Below are 15,394 nucleotides of genomic sequence, written 5' to 3'. Positions count from 1 at the left end.
CCGCATGGGCACACGGAATGCCGCAGAGGCATGGACGGGTCATCGTTCACGGATTCCTCTCACCGCAACCACAACTCAATCTATGCGCCACCACCTCCTGCACACCTCGGCTATTCTGTCGAATTATCGACTCCCCCTTTCGGAGGATGCCCGTCCCCCAGGGTGCGCAGGGGACGCAGAATCTGCGCCCACAGAAGCGTTTCCACTGCTCCGGCGCACAGGATGCCCAGTTCAGCGCCATGATCAAATTCTCTTTCACTTGTCGTACAATTCCTTCGATTTTTGCTTATTGCCACAACACTCAGGAATACTGCATAGTGAGGAAAGAGGCTGCAGAGAGCGATTTACGGCACCCATCTCGGACCTCGGCGTGTTCGAAAATAAATTAATGCACAGCAGGGACCATGGGGCTTGCAGACAACTTTCCCGTTCTCCTGCAAAATCCAGAAAGGGAGATTCGTGTTGCATACCAAAAGGCCTCAATCGCCTTTGGCCGAGGAACAGGTTCACGTGGTCCGCTGGCCTCTCGAAGCCTCGAAGCTGGAGCAATTTCGGCACAGGGGCGTGCTCCGGCTCCTGGTGATCGAGAACGGGGCGACACCGCCTGTGTCGACGGACGTGCGGGAGGACTGGGTCCGGTCTCCGATCACCCGGCAGGACTTCGCCGCCCGCGTCTCGGCCCTGCGCGCCAGGGCCTCGTCGCACGAGGTGCCGGCGCTCGACCACGACGGGCTGCTCAGGTACGGCAGCCGGGTCGTGCCGGTCTCGCCGACCGAGATGTACTTGCTGCGGCCCCTGGTTCAGCGCTTCGGAAGCCTGGTGGCCCGTGACGAACTGCTCACGCTGCTGAGCGCACGGGGCAGCACGGCGAGCCGCAACGCCCTGGACCTGCACGTGATGAGGATCCGGCGCCGCGTCCTGCCGCTGAATCTGCGGGTCCGCACCGCCAGCCGGCGTGGTTACCTGCTGGAAGGGTCGGGCTGACCGCACAGAGGAGCCCCTGCCGGACGGGTCCGGCAGGGGCTCCTCTGTGTGAGGGCTGCTTCAGCCGTGCTCACCGGGCCCCGGACCCGAGCACCTCGTAAGGTACGGACCCCGAGGATGCCAGTCCTGTGCGGTGCGCGTAGATCACCGCGTGGACCCGGTTGCGCAGGCGCAGCTTGTCGAGCAGGTTCTGGACGTGTGACTTGACGGTGCTCTCGCTCACCACGAGCTCGGCGGCCATCTCGGTGTTGCTGAGGCCCCGGGAGAGGAGCTGCAGCACCTCGTGCTCCCTCCGCGTCAGCAGGCCGGCGCGCGCCCGGTCCGTCTCCCGCCCCGGGCGGGGAGCGGTCGCGGGCCACGGGTTCTCGCCCCCCGCGCCGTTCCGGGGGCCGGTGGACGCGTAGACGGCGTACCCCGCCGAGACCATGTGGACGGCGGACACCAGCTGTTCCGGAGTGGCACTGCTCAGTACCACTCCCCTGGCACCGGCCCACAGTGCTTCCCGCGCGGTACCGCCGGTGTGCTGGGCCGTCAACAGGACCGCCGGCATGGTGTCCTCGCACCGTGCGGCCAGCGCGGTGACCATGCCGACGACGTCGAGGCCGGGTGACTGGGCGTCGGCGAGCACCACTCCGGGGCTGAGACGGAGCACCTCGCGCTCGGCCTCCGCCGCGTCGGAGGCCTCCCCGACCACCTCGATGGCCCCGTCCTGATCGAGAATGGCCCTGATGCCGGTCCTGGTGATGGCGCGGTCGTCGACGAGCAGGACGCGGACGCGTGCAGTGATCGGTCTCTCCTCTTCTGCGGAGCGTGGGAACACGCCGGGGTGGTCAAGATCGTCGCCCGGAGGGCGCGGGCGGGGGTCAGGCCTGTGCGCTCTCGGCACCGGGGACCTTCATGCTCATGTCCTTCTCCCCGGCCCGGTCCGCGTTCGGGCGCCTCGGCGTCGTGAGGACCGCGAGCGCGCCGACGGCGATGAGACAGGCACCGGTCCACAGGGCGGGAATCATGCCGTCGGTGAACCTGTCCGCCGTGGCGAGGTCTCCGTGCGCGGTGAACACGGAGGCCAGCACGGCGACTCCGAGGACACCGCCCAGCTCGCGCAGCGAGTTGACCGCGCCCGAGGCCATCCCCCGGTCCTGGACATCGACCGAGCTCATCACCAGGTTCGCGGTCGGGGAGAAGTAGAAGGTCATGCCGAGTCCGCACAGGACCAGAGCCGGGATCAGGGACATGTAGTCCACGTCCGGCGAGACCCGCGCGGCGATCCAGCCCAGCCCGCAGGCCTGGAAGGTCAGGCCGAGCGCCACGATGGAGCGGCTGCCGATCCGGTCGGACAGGAACCCGACCAGCGGTGCGACGAAGATCGGCACCGCGGTCCAGGGCAGGATGCGCAGGCCGGCCTCCATCGGGGAGTAGCCGCGCGGGCCCTGGAAGAACTGGGTGAGGAGGAAGACCGAACCGAACATGCCCGCGAACATCAGCAGCCCTGCGGCGTTCATCCCGCTGAAGGTCCGGTGGCGGAACAGCCGCATCGGGAACATGGGCATCTCGGTACGCAGTTCCCAGACGACGAACGCCACCAGGACGAGGGAACCCCCGGCCAGCGCGGTCAGGACATGGGGGCTGCTCCAGCCGTCCGTGGGGCCCTGGATGAGTCCGAACACGATGCCGAACAGACCGGTGCCGGCCAGTACGGTGCCGATCAGGTCCAGCCGGGAGTTGGGACCGCGGCTCTCGGCGAGTTTCCACCGGCCGAGCGGCAGGAGGAGGAGTCCGATCGGCACGTTGATCCAGAAGATCCACTGCCAGGTCAGGTGCTCCACCATCACTCCGCCGACGAGGGGCCCCATCGCGATCGCCAGACCCTCGACGGCGCTCAGTGCGCCGAGGACCGCGCCACGGCGGGCCGCCGGGGCGACCGCGGTGAGCAGGGTCAGATTGAGGGGCATCAGCGCGGCGGCCCCGAGCCCCTGCACGGCACGGGCCGCGATGAGCGCGCCGATGCCGGGCGCGAGCGCCGCAGCCGCCGAGGCGAGGGTGAAGATGCCCAGGCCGACCACGAACATCCGCCGCCGCCCGAACCTGTCGCCCAGGGCTGCGCCGGGGAGCATCAGGACGGCGTAGGTGAGCGTGTAGGCGTTGACGGTCCATTCGAGCTGCTGGATGTCACCACCGAGGCTCTCACGGATCGAGGGCAGGGCGGTGATGACGACCAGATTGTCGAGGGACACCATGGCCACGCCGAGGCCACAGCACAGGAACGTCCACAGGAGGTTCCGCTTGGAGACATGCATGATTGCCTTTTTCCTGGAGGGTGGGGAGCGGGCCGGGCCCCGGTGGCGGCCCCGCAGAAGCCGCGGGACCGCCGCCGGGAAGGCGTACACGGTCGCGTTCAGCGCGCGCCCGGACTGCGCATGAGACGGAGCATCGGCGGCACCAGGGCGGCCAGTTCGAACGGCCGGCGCAGGCGGTTCAGCCAGCGCTCACCGAGCGGACGGGCCATCTGGTGCACGTCCACGCTGATTTCCTGGCGCACCCGCTTCCCCGCGAGGATGCGTACCGCCATGTGGGAGCTCAGCACCCCGAACGCGGTCGCGGTGTAGGCGACCTGCGGGAAGCTGTAGTCCGCCCGCAGGTGGTTCGCCCGGATCTCCGCCAGCATCTCGGCCGGCACCCGGCGGAGCGGCACCGCACGGCGCAGGAGGTCCCAGGTGTCCATACGCTCGATGTGGGCCAGGCTGATGGCGCCGGCGAAGGGCTCACGGATACGCCGGTAGTCGTAGCAGCGCACGTACTGGGTCCCGGCCATGTCCCAGCCGGTGATCAGGGGCAGCTTCCGCTGGACCGCCACGCGGTGCAGCAGGTGCTTCGCATGCCATCCGTCGGCCGTGGTGACGTCCACGCCGTCGATGATGATCTGGCTGGGCGCGGTGAGCCGCTGCACCGTCGCCCCGGTCACCCCCTCGGTGAACACCGTCACCCGGGCGTGCGGGTTGATCGACATGATGCGCTCCGCCGCGGCGGCGGCCTTGTTCTGCTCGATGTCGGCGGCGACAGCGCTCTGGCGGTTGAGGTTGTTCAGTTCGTAGGTTCCGGGATCCGCCACCAGGAAGCGCTGCGCGCCCAGCCGGGTCAGCGGTTCCACGGCGGCGCCGCCGATCGACCCGCAGCCCGCCACCAGGATCGTGGCGTTGCGCAGCGCCAGTTGTTCCTCGGCCGAGATGACACCCGCGTTACGGGTGATCAGTTCCTCGTAGAAGACGCTGTGCGGCCCGGACTCCCCGCTCCCGGCCGGCGGGAGGCCCATGTTCTCCGGGGTCATGCGGCACCTCCGCGCTGGCGGGGGATCATGGAGCCGTCCGCCGCCTGCCTGCGTCCGGCGAGCCGGGCGACCATCTCGTGGTAGGAGGTCAGGTCGCTGCTGCCGTCCATGTAGGAACGGACGACGTCGCGGTACCAGGGCAGATCCTCGGGCACGGGGGCCACGAAGGGCTTGGCCAGGACGCCTTGGTGGTAGATGGGCGCCAGCGGGTCCGACGGGGGCAGGCTCGGCGAGGTGCCTTCGACGATGTGGAGGTCGAAGCCGGCCAGGCGCAGGTGGCGCAGGGCCACGTGCTCCTTGGCGTCGCCGAGCACGAGACGGATCGCGTCGTCGAGCTGGATCATCGCTTCCCCGATGCCGAGCATGAGGTGCCACGGCACACGGTCGTGCTGGATGCCGAGCGGCATCGACTGGTCGCGCAGGAAGCGTTTGAGCTCGAAGACCTGATGGGTTCCCAGGGCCAGGCGCGCGTACTGTCCCAGCAGGTCGATGCCGTGGGCGGCCTCGGTCGGGAACAGGGAACGCCGTGGCGAGTCGAGAGGCAGGCTCACGGGGTCCGCCGAGCAGCTCAGCCCGACGTAGCCGCGGATCCTTCCGGTGCGCGAGCAGAGGGTCACCGTGTGGATGCTCTCCATCTGGCCGGGGCGGGGCAGTGGCTCGTGGTACGCCGCCGTCCGGTAGACGAGGTCGGCGGAGATCCAGCTCAGCCGCAGGTACTGGGCCAGCCGGAAGCCGAGGATGCCCCTGAGGTACCGGGCAGGGATCTGGCTGTCCCGCGCGGTGAGGGTGATCAGCCCGCTGTGTACGTCCTCGGCGTGGTACAGCGGTGTACCGGCGATCTCCGCCGGGAGCTGCCGGTAGCTGAGCCGCTCGTGCAGTTCGATGATGTCGGCGACGTAGCGCAGGGCGCGGGAGCTCGCGGGGTCCGCCGAGGTCGGGATGGTGGTGCGGGTGTTCCCGTCGCCGCCCGGGGGCGGGGGGCCGGCGTTCATTCGGCGTCGTCCCCGGAGTAGAGGCTCTCGGTGATCGTGAGCGCCAGCACCTCGGGGGTCCCCTCGTAGATGCGGGTTCCGTAGGCGTCGCGGAGCATCTTCTCCACTCCGTACGAGCGCAGGTAGCCTCGTGCGCCGACGAGGGAGAGCGCGGTGTCGGCCACGTCGATGGCGGCCCGGTCGGCGAACAGCTTGGCGACGGCCGGCTCGTAGGCGGGCGGTGGCAGCTGGGTGTCCACGGTGTTCGCCGCGTGCAGGTACAGCAGGCGGGCCGCGTCCACCTTGGCGCTCATCTCCGCGAGCTTCGCCGCGGTGAACTGGTGCCGGTGCAGCAGTTCACCCCCCTGCACGCGTTCACCGGCCCAGGTGACGGCTTGTTCCAGGGCGCCTCGGGCCACACCGGTGGAGATGCCGGCGACCGCGGCCCGGGCCATGTTGCTCTGCGCCATGTTGATGGGCATGCCCTCGCCCTCGCCACCGATCATGTTCTCGGCGGGCACCCGGACCTCGTTGAACTCCAGCTCGCTGCCCAGGCATGCCCGGTAGCCCATCTTGTCGGCGACCGGGCCGCGCACCACGCCGGGGAGGTTCAGGGGCACGATGAAGGAGGTGAGCCCGGTGGCGCCGGGGCTGCCCTCCATGTTCGCGAACACGGAGGCGAAGGCGGCGAAGCGGGCGTTGGTGATGAACCGCTTCCTTCCGGTGAGTACGTACTGGTCGCCGTCCCGGCGCGCGGTCATGACGTTGCGTGCGTGCGGCGCGTTGGCCGGAATGATCAGATCGCACCCGGCGTCCTCCTCCGTCACCGCGTTGCAGGCGAGTACCGGCTCGTCACCGGAGAAGAGCGGGAGGTAACGCGCCTGGAGGCGCGGGTCGCCGGAGAGCAGGAGGGGGGCCTGGCCGAGCATGGTGGCGCCGAAGACGAGTGCGGTGCCGGGGCACACGGCGGCCACTTCCTCCAGGGCGGTGGCCACTCCCAGCATGCCGAGGCCGAGGCCGCCGTAGTCGGTGGGGACGGCGGCCCGGGTCAGACCGATCTCGTGGCCGCGGCGTACCACGTCCCAGTCGAAGTCCTCCGCCGGCGCCTGGTCGAGCTGCCGGACCTGGGGCTGCACGATCTCCTGCGCGAACGTCCGGGCCTCCTCCTTCAGTTGCTGCACCTCCGGGGGCAGCGTGTCGAAGTTCAGCTCTGGGGAGAGATCCGCTGGTACGTCAATGGTCATGGCTGTCATGGCTCCTTGGGCACAGATGTGGTCGGGGGTGGAGCGGGATTCAGGCGCCGACGCCCGACTCCGCGGCGATCGCCGGGTAGCTGTCGAATGCGGGCTGGAGCAGCGGCACCAGCTCCAGCACCTTGGCGATCCGCCCGCGGATCCGGACCTTGCCGGTGGCGATGGCGGCGGGTACGAGCAGCCGGCCCATCCACAGTGCGTGTGCGGTGTCGCAGGTCATCTTGAGAGTGATCGCGGCCTTGAACGGCACCTCGTCCCCGAGGACGACGCCCTCGGACGAGACGAAGATCCGGCAGTCGGGCTTGCTGTGCACCAGTTGCACCGACAGGGATTCCCTGCGCGCCTTCTCCACGAACTGCTCGTCCTCCAGCAGCACCCCGAAAAGCCTGCCGAATACTTCGGAGGCCATTTCGCTGGACGAAAATACGGTCATGCTTCCCCTTCACGATTTCGGCGGTCCGACGCCCACCCGCAATGAACAGGCGCATTGCTTTCGCACCCTTCGGGCAATGGAGACCCTCATGGAGCGGCGCGGGTGTTCTCGGCCGGCAGGCGAGGAGTGCCCTGCCCGGCGGGCGTCGATGTCCGCACGTTATGACACCGTCCGGAGAGCTTCACCCGCATCGACAGGTAGCCGAAAAAAAGACTGAAAGAAATTGGTAAGCAATCGCCACGCAGCGCTCTGACCAGTGGTTATTAACCATTCACCCCTTCCGTACCCGCTCCGGCCCCCCTCGGGATCGACACCAGTCGCATGTGTGAGCGACCGCATGCGGACGACCCTCTCCAGCCATATGCGGAACGAGCTGACAGCGCGTGACAACGTCCCCCATGAATACGACTCGGAGAAAAACCGAAGGCCATGGGTGGCGCCACGAAAGAGTGACAAGAGAAAACACCTCTTGCATATCTCGATTCCGTGCCGCGTCATGGAGGGGTCGCCGCACCGACACACAGGACGAGTTACTCGGAAAGGGGGTGACACATAATGCGCAGGATCGAGATGAAGCACCGGATCGCCGTCCGGGCCGACCGCCCCGAGGCGGGCGAGGGTTCCACCTGGAACTGGACGTGGGCCTACCGCCAGGCGTGACCGCGTGCGTGGGGCCGGGCACTCCCCTGCCCGGCCCCACGCCTGCACCCGGCACTCCGCGTTCCCCTGCGGCCCCGTCCGCACCCCCTCCCCGCCCCCGCCTTCCCGTACGCCGAGGAATCGCCTTGCGTCTACGCCGTTCCCGTTGCCTGACCTGCTACTGGCACGACAGCACCTTCGTCGTCCACCCCCATCCGCACGGCACGCCCACAGCGCTGCACCCCGCCGCGGCCGAGATCCTGGCGGCCTTCGAGGAGTGGAGCACTCCCGACGAAGCCGCTGAACACCTCGGCCACCTCACCCCCGACACCGTCGAGGAAGCCGTCAGGACGCTGGTCCGCAGTGGCGCCCTGCTGGCCCGCGGCAGCGCGGCCGCGCAGCGCGACGAAGAGATCGCCGGACAGTGGGGGGCGTGGATGCCCGAGGCATCGTTCTTCCACTACGCCACTCAGGACGTGTACGACCCCCCGCGGGCCGAGGGCCGGCCCGACGGCGGCGCGCAGGGTACGGGGGCCGCAGCACTCGCGGAGGCACCGCCGCCTCCCCTGTTCACGGGGTATCCGGAGGCTCCCCGGCTCCTGCTGCCCCGTCGGCCGGCCCGGCTCGGGGCACCGTTCGAACAGGTCCTGTACGACCGCCGCACCCACCGCGACTTCACCGGTGCGCCTGTGCCGGTGGAGACGCTGTCCGCCTTGCTGGCCACAGTCTTCGGGCCGGTCGACTTCATCGACTGCGGGCGGGGCGCGCTGTACCGGCGCACCAGTCCGCAGGGCGGCTCCCGGCAGGAGATCGACGCCTATGTCGGTGTCCTGGAGGTCAGCGGGCTGTCCGCCGGCTGGTACCACTACGACGGCTTGCAGCACGCGCTCGAACTTCTTTCCGAGGGACTGACACCCGCGGAGGCCGCTCATCTCTGCGCCGACCAGCCGTGGGCCGCGCGGCCCGCCTTCCTCGTCGTTCTCGCCGCACGGCTGGAGCGGATGAGCGTGAAGTACCCCACGCCCCGCGCCTATCGGGTCTGTCTGCTCGACGCCGGGCATCTGGGGCAGACCTTCGCCCTGACCGCGACGGCCCTCGGACTCGGCCCCGCCCAGACCGGCGCCTTCAGGGACTCCGCGATCGCCGGCCGTTGCGGCCTGGACAACACCGGCCACACCCCGCTGTACGTCCTGGCCGCCGGGCACCCCGCTCCGGCGCCTCAGGACGCTCCGCCGTCGGCCGGCCTTCCCGCCTTCGGCTCCACCGCACTGCTCGACCGGTGACCCCGGCGGCTCAGCCGCGTTCCAGGAACGGCTCCAGCAGCCCCGGGACGGCATCGGCCGCGAAGGCGAGGCCCTCGGAGGCGTCGGTGTCGTGCGCCGTGTAGGCGCCGCCCCCGGCGGCCGTCGTGGCGGTGACGCTCAGCAGTCCGGCCCGGCGCTGGAAGAGGGACTGCTTGACCGTCCAGCCGATCACACCGGACCGCTGCAGAGCCGCGGTGGAGCGCCGGACCGAGCCGGAGCGGGTCACCAGATAGCCGCCGCTGAGGGTGTGCCCCAGGGACCGGTAGGCGTCGAGGGCCAGCGCCACCGCGAGCGGCAGGAGGACCACCGCGCAGCCGAGCGCGGTCCACAGCAGTACGGGCGTCAGCAGGACGCCGAGGAGAACCTGCACCAGCACGGGCGCCAGGGCCACCGCCAGGGCACGGCGCAGCCGTCGCCCCCGGGCCGCTCGTGGGTGCGCCGTGAGCGGGGCGCCCGTCGGGGCGGCCGGCTCGCGCAGCACCTCCGCGGCGATGGCGTCGGCCAGTGCGCGGGGCACGGCCGGGAGCAGGGTGTTGTGGTCGGCGCTCCGCTCCTCGTCCTTGGTCAGGCCGGTGGTGATCGCGTCGACCCGGGCGGCGCCCGCCAGCCGTACGCCCAGCGGCTCCACCAGGTCCACCCCGCGCAGCCGCCGTTCCTCGACGGACAGGGAGCGGGAGGTGAACAGCCCGCGCCGCACCCGCAGGGTGCCGCCCGGTTCGCGTTCCAGGCGGTAGTTCCACCACATCTCGATCCACAGCCCGAGCGCTCCGATCACACCGGCGGCCAGGGCCGCCGCCGCCAGGACGGCGATCGTCCAGACCAGCGGGGTGCCTTGGAAGCGGTCGGCGATCCACCGGATCACCTCGTCCTGCGCCCCCACCCAGTCGCTGATCTGCATCACGCCGCCGGCGGCGGCGCCACCGAGCAGGGGCGCGGCGAAGGAGACGGGTGCGTAGCGGATCCACCGGGGATCGAGCGTGGCCAGTTCGCCGTCGCGGTGCGCTGCGGCGCTCCCGGGGACGACGCGGTCCAGGAGGTCACGGCGCAGCCGCTCGCCCTCGGCCCGGGCCACGGGGTCCAGCGTGAGCGTGGAGTCTCCGCCCGTGTTCTCCCCGGTGCCGATGCGGACCGTGACCAGCCCGAGGATCCGCAGCAGAGGACGGGCGGTGAGGTCGACGCTGCGGATCCGCTCGCGGGCCAGCGAGCGGCGCTTCACCAGGAGGAGACCGGTGTGCAGGTCGACGCGCTCGGCACCGGCCCGGTAGCGGGTGCGCCGCCACCGCACGTAGTCGCCCGCGGCTGCGCAGCCGATCAGCAGGGCGGCTCCTGTCAGCGCCCAGCCGACGGCTGCCGCGTACCCGAGAGGGCCCGACAGCGCGACCGTGACCGGCACGGCCGCGCCCACGGCGACTCCCGCCGTGACCAGCGCGGTGACCAGGACCGTACGGGGATGGAGCCGCCGCCAGCCGGGGCCGCTGCCGGCCGCCGTGCTCACGTGGCGTCCCCGGGGGTGTCCTGGGTGATGCGGGTCAGCCGCTCGGCGAGTTCGGCGGCGGCCTCATGGGTGAGTCCCTCGATCTCCACGGCGCCCTTGGCGGAGGCGGTGGTGACGGTGACCGTGGCCAGCCCGAAGAGCTGTTCCAGCGGCCCCCGCACGGTGTCCACGGTCTGGATGCGGGACATCGGCGCGATCCGCCACTCCCGCAGGAGGACCCCGGTACTCACGTAGACCGCCTCGTCGGTGACCTCCCAGCGGTGGGTGCGGAACCACCAGAGGGGGAAGAGGACGGCGCACAGCAGGCCGATGCCGGCGATCACCGCGGCAGGCGTCAGCAGCCAGAACCTGGCGGGGGCGATGAGCCCGCCCAGGACGCCGAGGACCGCCACCGGGGCCGCCGTCAGCAGCAGCCACTGGACCCGCCACCACCCGACCGCCCGGCGGTCCGGTGCGTTGCGCGGCGGCCGGAGCCGTATCGTCCCCTCCCCCGTGGTCATGGCTCAGCGGCCCCGCAGCGAGCGGTACGCCGACACGAGCGCGGCGGTGGAGCTGTCCAGCTGCTCGCCGCCGGCGCCCTCGGTCAGGACCGGCTCGATCTTCTTGGCGAGCACCTTGCCCAGCTCGACGCCCCACTGGTCGAAGGAGTCGATGTTCCAGACGGCCCCCTGGACGAAGACCTTGTGCTCGTACAGCGCGATCAGCTGGCCGAGCACCGAGGGGGTGAGCCGTTCGGCGAGGATCGTGGTCGTCGGGTGGTTGCCGCGGAACGTCCTGTGCGGCACGAGTTCCTCGGCCACGCCCTCCGCGCGCACCTCGTCGGGCGTCTTGCCGAAGGCGAGCGCCTGGGTCTGGGCGAAGAAGTTGGCCATCAGCAGGTCGTGCTGGGCGATCAGCCCGGGCAGCAGGTCCTGGACCGGGGAGGCGAAGCCGATGAAGTCGGCCGGGATGACCTTCGTGCCCTGGTGGATCAGCTGGTAGTAGGCGTGCTGCCCGTTGGTGCCGGGGGTGCCCCAGACGACCGGCCCGGTCTGCCACTCGACCGGATCGCCGTCCCGGTCCACGGACTTGCCGTTGGACTCCATGTCCAGCTGCTGCAAGTAGGCGGTGAACTTGGACAGGTAGTGGCTGTAGGGCAGGACCGCGTGGGACTGCGCGTCGAAGAACTGTCCGTACCAGACGCCCAGGAGACCCAGCAGCAGCGGCGCGTTCTCCTGGGCGGGGGCGGTGCGGAAGTGCTCGTCGACGAGGTGGAAGCCGTCGAGCATCTCGCGGAACCGGTCCGGGCCGATGGCGATCATCAGCGAGAGGCCGATCGCCGAGTCGTAGGAGTAACGGCCGCCGACCCAGTCCCAGAACTCGAACATGTTGGCGGTGTCGATGCCGAAGTCCGTGACCTTGTCCGCATTGGTGGACAGCGCCACGAAGTGCTTGGCGACGGCTTCCTGACCGGCTTTCAGCCCGGTCAGGAGCCAGTCGCGGGCAGAGGTGGCGTTGGTGATGGTCTCGATCGTCGTGAAGGTCTTGGACGCGACGATGAACAGCGTCTCGGCCGGGTCCAGGTCACGGACGGCCTCGTGGAGGTCGGCGCCGTCGACGTTCGACACGAAGCGCACGGTGAGCGAGCGGTCCGTGAAGGAGCGCAGCACCTCGTAGGCCATGGCCGGTCCGAGGTCGGAGCCGCCGATGCCGATGTTCACGATGTTCTTGACCGGCTTGCCGGTGTGACCGGTCCACTCCCCGGCCCTGACCCGGTCGGAGAAGGCGGCCATCCTGTCCAGGACGGCGTGCACGGCCGGCACCACGTTCTCGCCGTCGACCTCGATCACGGCGTCGCGCGGGGCGCGCAGCGCGGTGTGCAGGACGGCGCGGTCCTCGGTGGTGTTGATCTTCTCGCCGCGGAACATCGCGTCCCGCAGCGCGCCCACTCCGGTGGCCTCGGCGAGCTCCCGCAGCAGGCGGAGCGTCTCGTCGGTGACCAGGTGCTTGGAGTAGTCGATGTGGAGGTCGCCGACCCGGAGGGTGTACGCGCTCCCGCGGTCCGGCGCGTCCGCGAACAGCCGGCGCAGACCGGTGCCGCCGAATTCCTCACGGTGCTTGCCGAGAGCCGCCCACTCGGGCGTCTGGTTGAGCTTGGTTCGGCCTTGTGCGTTCATCCCGGAAATCGCCCACTTCTACTCGTACCTGCAACCTTCCCCGCTGCCCCTCCAACCTAATTGATCCAAGGGGTGCGGCGGGGCAGCGGCGGGCCACGGGGCGGCATACGGATTCCGGCCGGGCACCCAGGGGGTGACCGGCCGGTGAACAACTCTCAGATCTCGCCGCGGAGTTTCGCGAGGGCTTCGGCGAGGATGGCCTCACCGTCCGCGTCGCTGCGCCGCTCGCGCACGTATGCCAGGTGCGTCTTGTACGGCTCGGTGCGGGGCGGAGCCGGCGGGCTGTCCCGGTCCTGTCCGGCCGGGAAGCCGCAGCGCGGACAGTCCCAGGTCTCCGGTACCTGCGCGTCATGGGCGAAGCTCGGCTGCGTCTCGTGCCCGTTCGAGCACCAGAAGGAGATGCGCAGGCGCGGCGCGGACTCGCCTCGCTCGGCCTCCCCCATCGGCCCCGCTCCGACCCGGCTTCCCCGGATCGCGTTGCCACTTGCCACGGTCGTAACTCCCTGCGTGATGGTGCTCGAAGATGCCCCAGTCTACGTAAGGCCCAACGCGCGTCCAGTGAAAGGAGTTACACCGTCACCGGGAATCGCGGACGACGGGTCAGCTGTCCAGCTTGATGAGCAGCGCGAGGACGACGATGCACGCGAACCAGGCCAGACCCACCACGACGGTGATGCGGTCGAGGTTCCGCTCGGCGACCGACGAGCCGCCCACGGAGGACTGCATCCCGCCACCGAACATGTCGGAAAGGCCACCGCCCTTTCCCTTGTGCATCAGCACCAGCAGCATCAGCAGCAGGCTGAAGACGATCAGGGCGATCTCGAACGCCAAAACCACGGCTGGTCCCTACTTTCCGGAATTCCTAGGACTGCATGTACGAACAGCGGGGGCCGGGGGGTGCACCCCCCTCGGCCCCCGCAAGGGTACGACGGATCCGTGCCCCCGCATACTCACCGGTCGCGGGAGCGCACGATCCTACTGGTCGCGGAAGCGGACGATCTTGACGAACTCGTCGGCGTCGAGCGCCGCGCCCCCGATCAGGGCGCCGTCCACGTCGGGCTGCGCCATGATGGCCGCGACATTGCCGGACTTCACCGAGCCGCCGTACTGGATGCGGACGGCGTCGGCCAGCTCCTGCGAGTACAGCTCGGCGAGCCGGCCGCGGATCGCGCCGCAGACCTCCTGGGCGTCCTCGGGGGTGGCGACCTCGCCGGTTCCGATGGCCCAGACCGGCTCGTAGGCGATCACGATGGACTCGGCCTGCTCGGCCGGGATGTCCTTCAGCGCGCCGTCGAGCTGCGCCAGCGTGTAGGACACCTGGTCACCGGCCTTGCGGATGTCCAGGCCCTCGCCGACACAGAGGATCGGGGTCAGGCCGTGCTTGAACGCGGCCTTCACCTTGGCGTTGCAGATCTCGTCGTTCTCGCCGTGGTACTGGCGGCGCTCGCTGTGGCCGACGGCGACGAAGGTGCACTTCAGCTTGGCGAGCATCGGGCCGGAGATCTCACCGGTGTACGCGCCGGAGTCCTGCGCCGAGATGTCCTGGGCGCCGTACTTGATCTTCAGTTTGTCGCCGTCGACCAGCGTCTGCACGGAGCGCAGGTCGGTGAAGGGCGGCAGGACGGCGACCTCGACCGCGTCGTAGTCCTTGTCGGCCAGGGCGAAGGCGAGCTTCTGGACGTGTGCGATGGCCTCGAGGTGGTTGAGGTTCATCTTCCAGTTGCCGGCCATGAGCGGGGTGCGGGTGGTCATCGGGGGTCAGTCCTCCAGTGCGGCGAGTCCGGGAAGCGTCTTGCCCTCGAGGTATTCGAGGCTGGCGCCGCCACCGGTCGAGATGTGGCCGAATGCGTTCTCGTCGAAGCCCAGGATGCGGACGGCGGCAGCGGAGTCCCCGCCGCCGACGACGCTGAAGGCCTGGGAGTCGGCGAGGGCCTGGGCGACCGCCTTGGTGCCCTCGGCGTAGTCGGGGTGCTCGAAGACGCCCATCGGGCCGTTCCAGAAGACGGTGGCCGCGTCGGCGAGCTTCGCTGCGTACAGCTTGCGGGTCTCGGGCCCGATGTCCAGGCCCTCCTGGTCCGCCGGGATGGCGTCGGCGGCGACCGTGGTGGGGCTGGCCGGGGCCTTGGTCTTCAGGTCCGGGAATTCACGTGAGACGAGGACGTCGACGGGGAGCACGAACTCCACACCGAGCTCCTCGGCCCGCTTGAGGTAGCCCTGGACGGCCGGGACCTGGTCCTCCTGGAGCAGCGAGATGCCCACCTCGTGCCCCTTGGCCTTGAGGAAGGTGTACGCCATGCCGCCGCCGATCAGGATGCGGTCGGCCTTCTCCAGCAGGTGGTCGATGACCCCGAGCTTGTCGGAGACCTTGGCGCCGCCGAGGACCACGGCGTACGGGCGTGCGACGTCCTCGGTGAGCTTCTTCAGGACGCCGACCTCGGTGGCGATCAGGCCGCCGGCCGCGTGCGGCAGCCTGGCCGGGAGGTCGAAGACCGAGGCGTGCTTGCGGTGGACGGCGCCGAAGCCGTCACCCACGTAGACATCGGCGAGCCCGGCGAGCTGGTCGGCGAAGGCGCCGCGCTCGGCGTCGTCCTTCGACGTCTCGCCGGCGTTGAAGCGGAGGTTCTCGATGACGGCCACCTGGCCGTCGGTGAGGGCGGCGACCGTCGAGCGGGCGGACTCGCCGACGGTGTCGGTCGCGAAGGCGACCTCGGCTCCGAGCAGCTCACCGAGGCGCGCGGCGGCGGGCGCCAGCGAGAAGGCCGGGTCCGGGGCCCCCTCGGGGCGGCCGAGGTGCGAGGCGACGATGACCCGGGCGCCGGCGGCGGCGAGCTCGG

General features: G+C 70.1%; 15 protein-coding genes. 2 read left to right on the top strand and 13 right to left on the bottom strand.

The window, feature by feature from the left end; all coding sequences use genetic code 11:
• Positions 1 to 510 precede the first annotated feature (510 nt).
• Positions 511 to 984: a helix-turn-helix domain-containing protein gene (locus VN520_RS20115; protein ID WP_325748317.1), complete on the top strand. Its 474-nt coding sequence runs from the start codon at positions 511 to 513 to the stop codon at positions 982 to 984.
• Between the two features lie 70 nt (positions 985 to 1,054).
• On the opposite strand, the gene VN520_RS20110 is transcribed toward VN520_RS20115, so the two are convergent.
• From VN520_RS20110 to VN520_RS20085, 6 genes are all read right to left on the bottom strand, one after another.
• Positions 1,055 to 1,804, bottom strand: coding sequence for a response regulator transcription factor (locus VN520_RS20110; RefSeq protein WP_325748316.1), 750 nt, complete (start codon positions 1,802 to 1,804; stop codon positions 1,055 to 1,057).
• A gap of 43 nt (positions 1,805 to 1,847) precedes the next feature.
• On the bottom strand, positions 1,848 to 3,281 hold the full coding sequence (locus VN520_RS20105) for an MFS transporter (RefSeq protein ID WP_325748315.1): 1,434 nt from the start codon (positions 3,279 to 3,281) through the stop codon (positions 1,848 to 1,850).
• 98 nt (positions 3,282 to 3,379) lie between these two features.
• Positions 3,380 to 4,309, bottom strand: a complete 930-nt coding sequence (locus VN520_RS20100) for a ThiF family adenylyltransferase (RefSeq protein ID WP_325748314.1) — start codon at positions 4,307 to 4,309, stop codon at positions 3,380 to 3,382.
• Positions 4,306 to 5,301: a hypothetical protein gene (locus tag VN520_RS20095; RefSeq protein ID WP_325748313.1), complete on the bottom strand. Its 996-nt coding sequence runs from the start codon at positions 5,299 to 5,301 to the stop codon at positions 4,306 to 4,308. Before VN520_RS20095 ends, VN520_RS20100 begins: the two co-directional genes overlap by 4 nt.
• Positions 5,298 to 6,524 carry an acyl-CoA dehydrogenase family protein gene (locus VN520_RS20090; protein ID WP_325748312.1) on the bottom strand — a complete coding sequence of 409 codons (1,227 nt, stop codon included), beginning with the start codon at positions 6,522 to 6,524 and terminating at the stop codon, positions 5,298 to 5,300. The genes VN520_RS20095 and VN520_RS20090 overlap by 4 nt, the downstream gene beginning before the upstream one ends.
• 49 nt (positions 6,525 to 6,573) lie before the next feature.
• A complete protein-coding gene (locus VN520_RS20085; protein WP_325748311.1) occupies positions 6,574 to 6,966 on the bottom strand; it encodes a hypothetical protein in 393 nt (130 codons plus the stop codon).
• 785 nt (positions 6,967 to 7,751) lie between these two features.
• Here VN520_RS20085 and VN520_RS20080 point away from each other — a divergent pair.
• The gene (locus VN520_RS20080; RefSeq protein ID WP_325748310.1) at positions 7,752 to 8,888 is read left to right on the top strand and encodes a SagB/ThcOx family dehydrogenase; all 1,137 of its coding nucleotides are present in this window, start codon (positions 7,752 to 7,754) and stop codon (positions 8,886 to 8,888) included.
• 10 nt (positions 8,889 to 8,898) lie between these two features.
• Here VN520_RS20080 and VN520_RS20075 read toward each other — a convergent pair whose 3' ends face one another.
• The 7 genes from VN520_RS20075 to VN520_RS20045 form a co-directional block, all read right to left on the bottom strand.
• Positions 8,899 to 10,404 (bottom strand): PH domain-containing protein, encoded by a 1,506-nt coding sequence (locus VN520_RS20075; RefSeq protein ID WP_325748309.1) that lies wholly within the window; start codon positions 10,402 to 10,404, stop codon positions 8,899 to 8,901.
• Positions 10,401 to 10,904 carry a PH domain-containing protein gene (locus VN520_RS20070; RefSeq protein ID WP_325748308.1) on the bottom strand — a complete coding sequence of 168 codons (504 nt, stop codon included), beginning with the start codon at positions 10,902 to 10,904 and terminating at the stop codon, positions 10,401 to 10,403. Before VN520_RS20070 ends, VN520_RS20075 begins: the two co-directional genes overlap by 4 nt.
• 3 nt (positions 10,905 to 10,907) lie before the next feature.
• Positions 10,908 to 12,560 carry a glucose-6-phosphate isomerase gene (gene pgi, locus VN520_RS20065; RefSeq protein WP_325748307.1) on the bottom strand — a complete coding sequence of 551 codons (1,653 nt, stop codon included), beginning with the start codon at positions 12,558 to 12,560 and terminating at the stop codon, positions 10,908 to 10,910.
• Between the two features lie 155 nt (positions 12,561 to 12,715).
• On the bottom strand, positions 12,716 to 13,051 hold the full coding sequence (locus VN520_RS20060) for an RNA polymerase-binding protein RbpA (RefSeq protein WP_078598194.1): 336 nt from the start codon (positions 13,049 to 13,051) through the stop codon (positions 12,716 to 12,718).
• Positions 13,052 to 13,160: 109 nt separating this feature from the next.
• Positions 13,161 to 13,397: a preprotein translocase subunit SecG gene (gene secG, locus VN520_RS20055; RefSeq protein ID WP_014156893.1), complete on the bottom strand. Its 237-nt coding sequence runs from the start codon at positions 13,395 to 13,397 to the stop codon at positions 13,161 to 13,163.
• A 138-nt stretch (positions 13,398 to 13,535) separates the two neighbouring features.
• Positions 13,536 to 14,312, bottom strand: coding sequence for a triose-phosphate isomerase (tpiA, locus tag VN520_RS20050; RefSeq protein ID WP_325748306.1), 777 nt, complete (start codon positions 14,310 to 14,312; stop codon positions 13,536 to 13,538).
• Positions 14,313 to 14,318: 6 nt separating this feature from the next.
• Positions 14,319 to 15,394, bottom strand: a 1,076-nt coding sequence (locus tag VN520_RS20045) for a phosphoglycerate kinase (RefSeq protein WP_325748305.1), incomplete at its 5' end; no start/stop codon positions are given.

The sequence above is a fragment of the Streptomyces sp. genome, assembly GCF_035563135.1.
Lineage (GTDB): Bacteria > Actinomycetota > Actinomycetes > Streptomycetales > Streptomycetaceae > Streptomyces.
This window is presented reverse-complemented; position numbering and strand designations above follow the sequence as displayed.

Coding starts and splice junctions, on each gene's coding strand:
- pgi (WP_325748307.1), bottom strand. CDS start 12,560: ATGAACGCACAAGGCCGAACCAAGCTCAACCAGACGCCCGAGTGGGCG.
- VN520_RS20105 (WP_325748315.1), bottom strand. CDS start 3,281: ATGCATGTCTCCAAGCGGAACCTCCTGTGGACGTTCCTGTGCTGTGGC.
- VN520_RS20085 (WP_325748311.1), bottom strand. CDS start 6,966: ATGACCGTATTTTCGTCCAGCGAAATGGCCTCCGAAGTATTCGGCAGG.
- VN520_RS20070 (WP_325748308.1), bottom strand. CDS start 10,904: ATGACCACGGGGGAGGGGACGATACGGCTCCGGCCGCCGCGCAACGCA.
- tpiA (WP_325748306.1), bottom strand. CDS start 14,312: ATGACCACCCGCACCCCGCTCATGGCCGGCAACTGGAAGATGAACCTC.
- VN520_RS20090 (WP_325748312.1), bottom strand. CDS start 6,524: ATGACCATTGACGTACCAGCGGATCTCTCCCCAGAGCTGAACTTCGAC.
- VN520_RS20100 (WP_325748314.1), bottom strand. CDS start 4,309: ATGACCCCGGAGAACATGGGCCTCCCGCCGGCCGGGAGCGGGGAGTCC.
- VN520_RS20095 (WP_325748313.1), bottom strand. CDS start 5,301: ATGAACGCCGGCCCCCCGCCCCCGGGCGGCGACGGGAACACCCGCACC.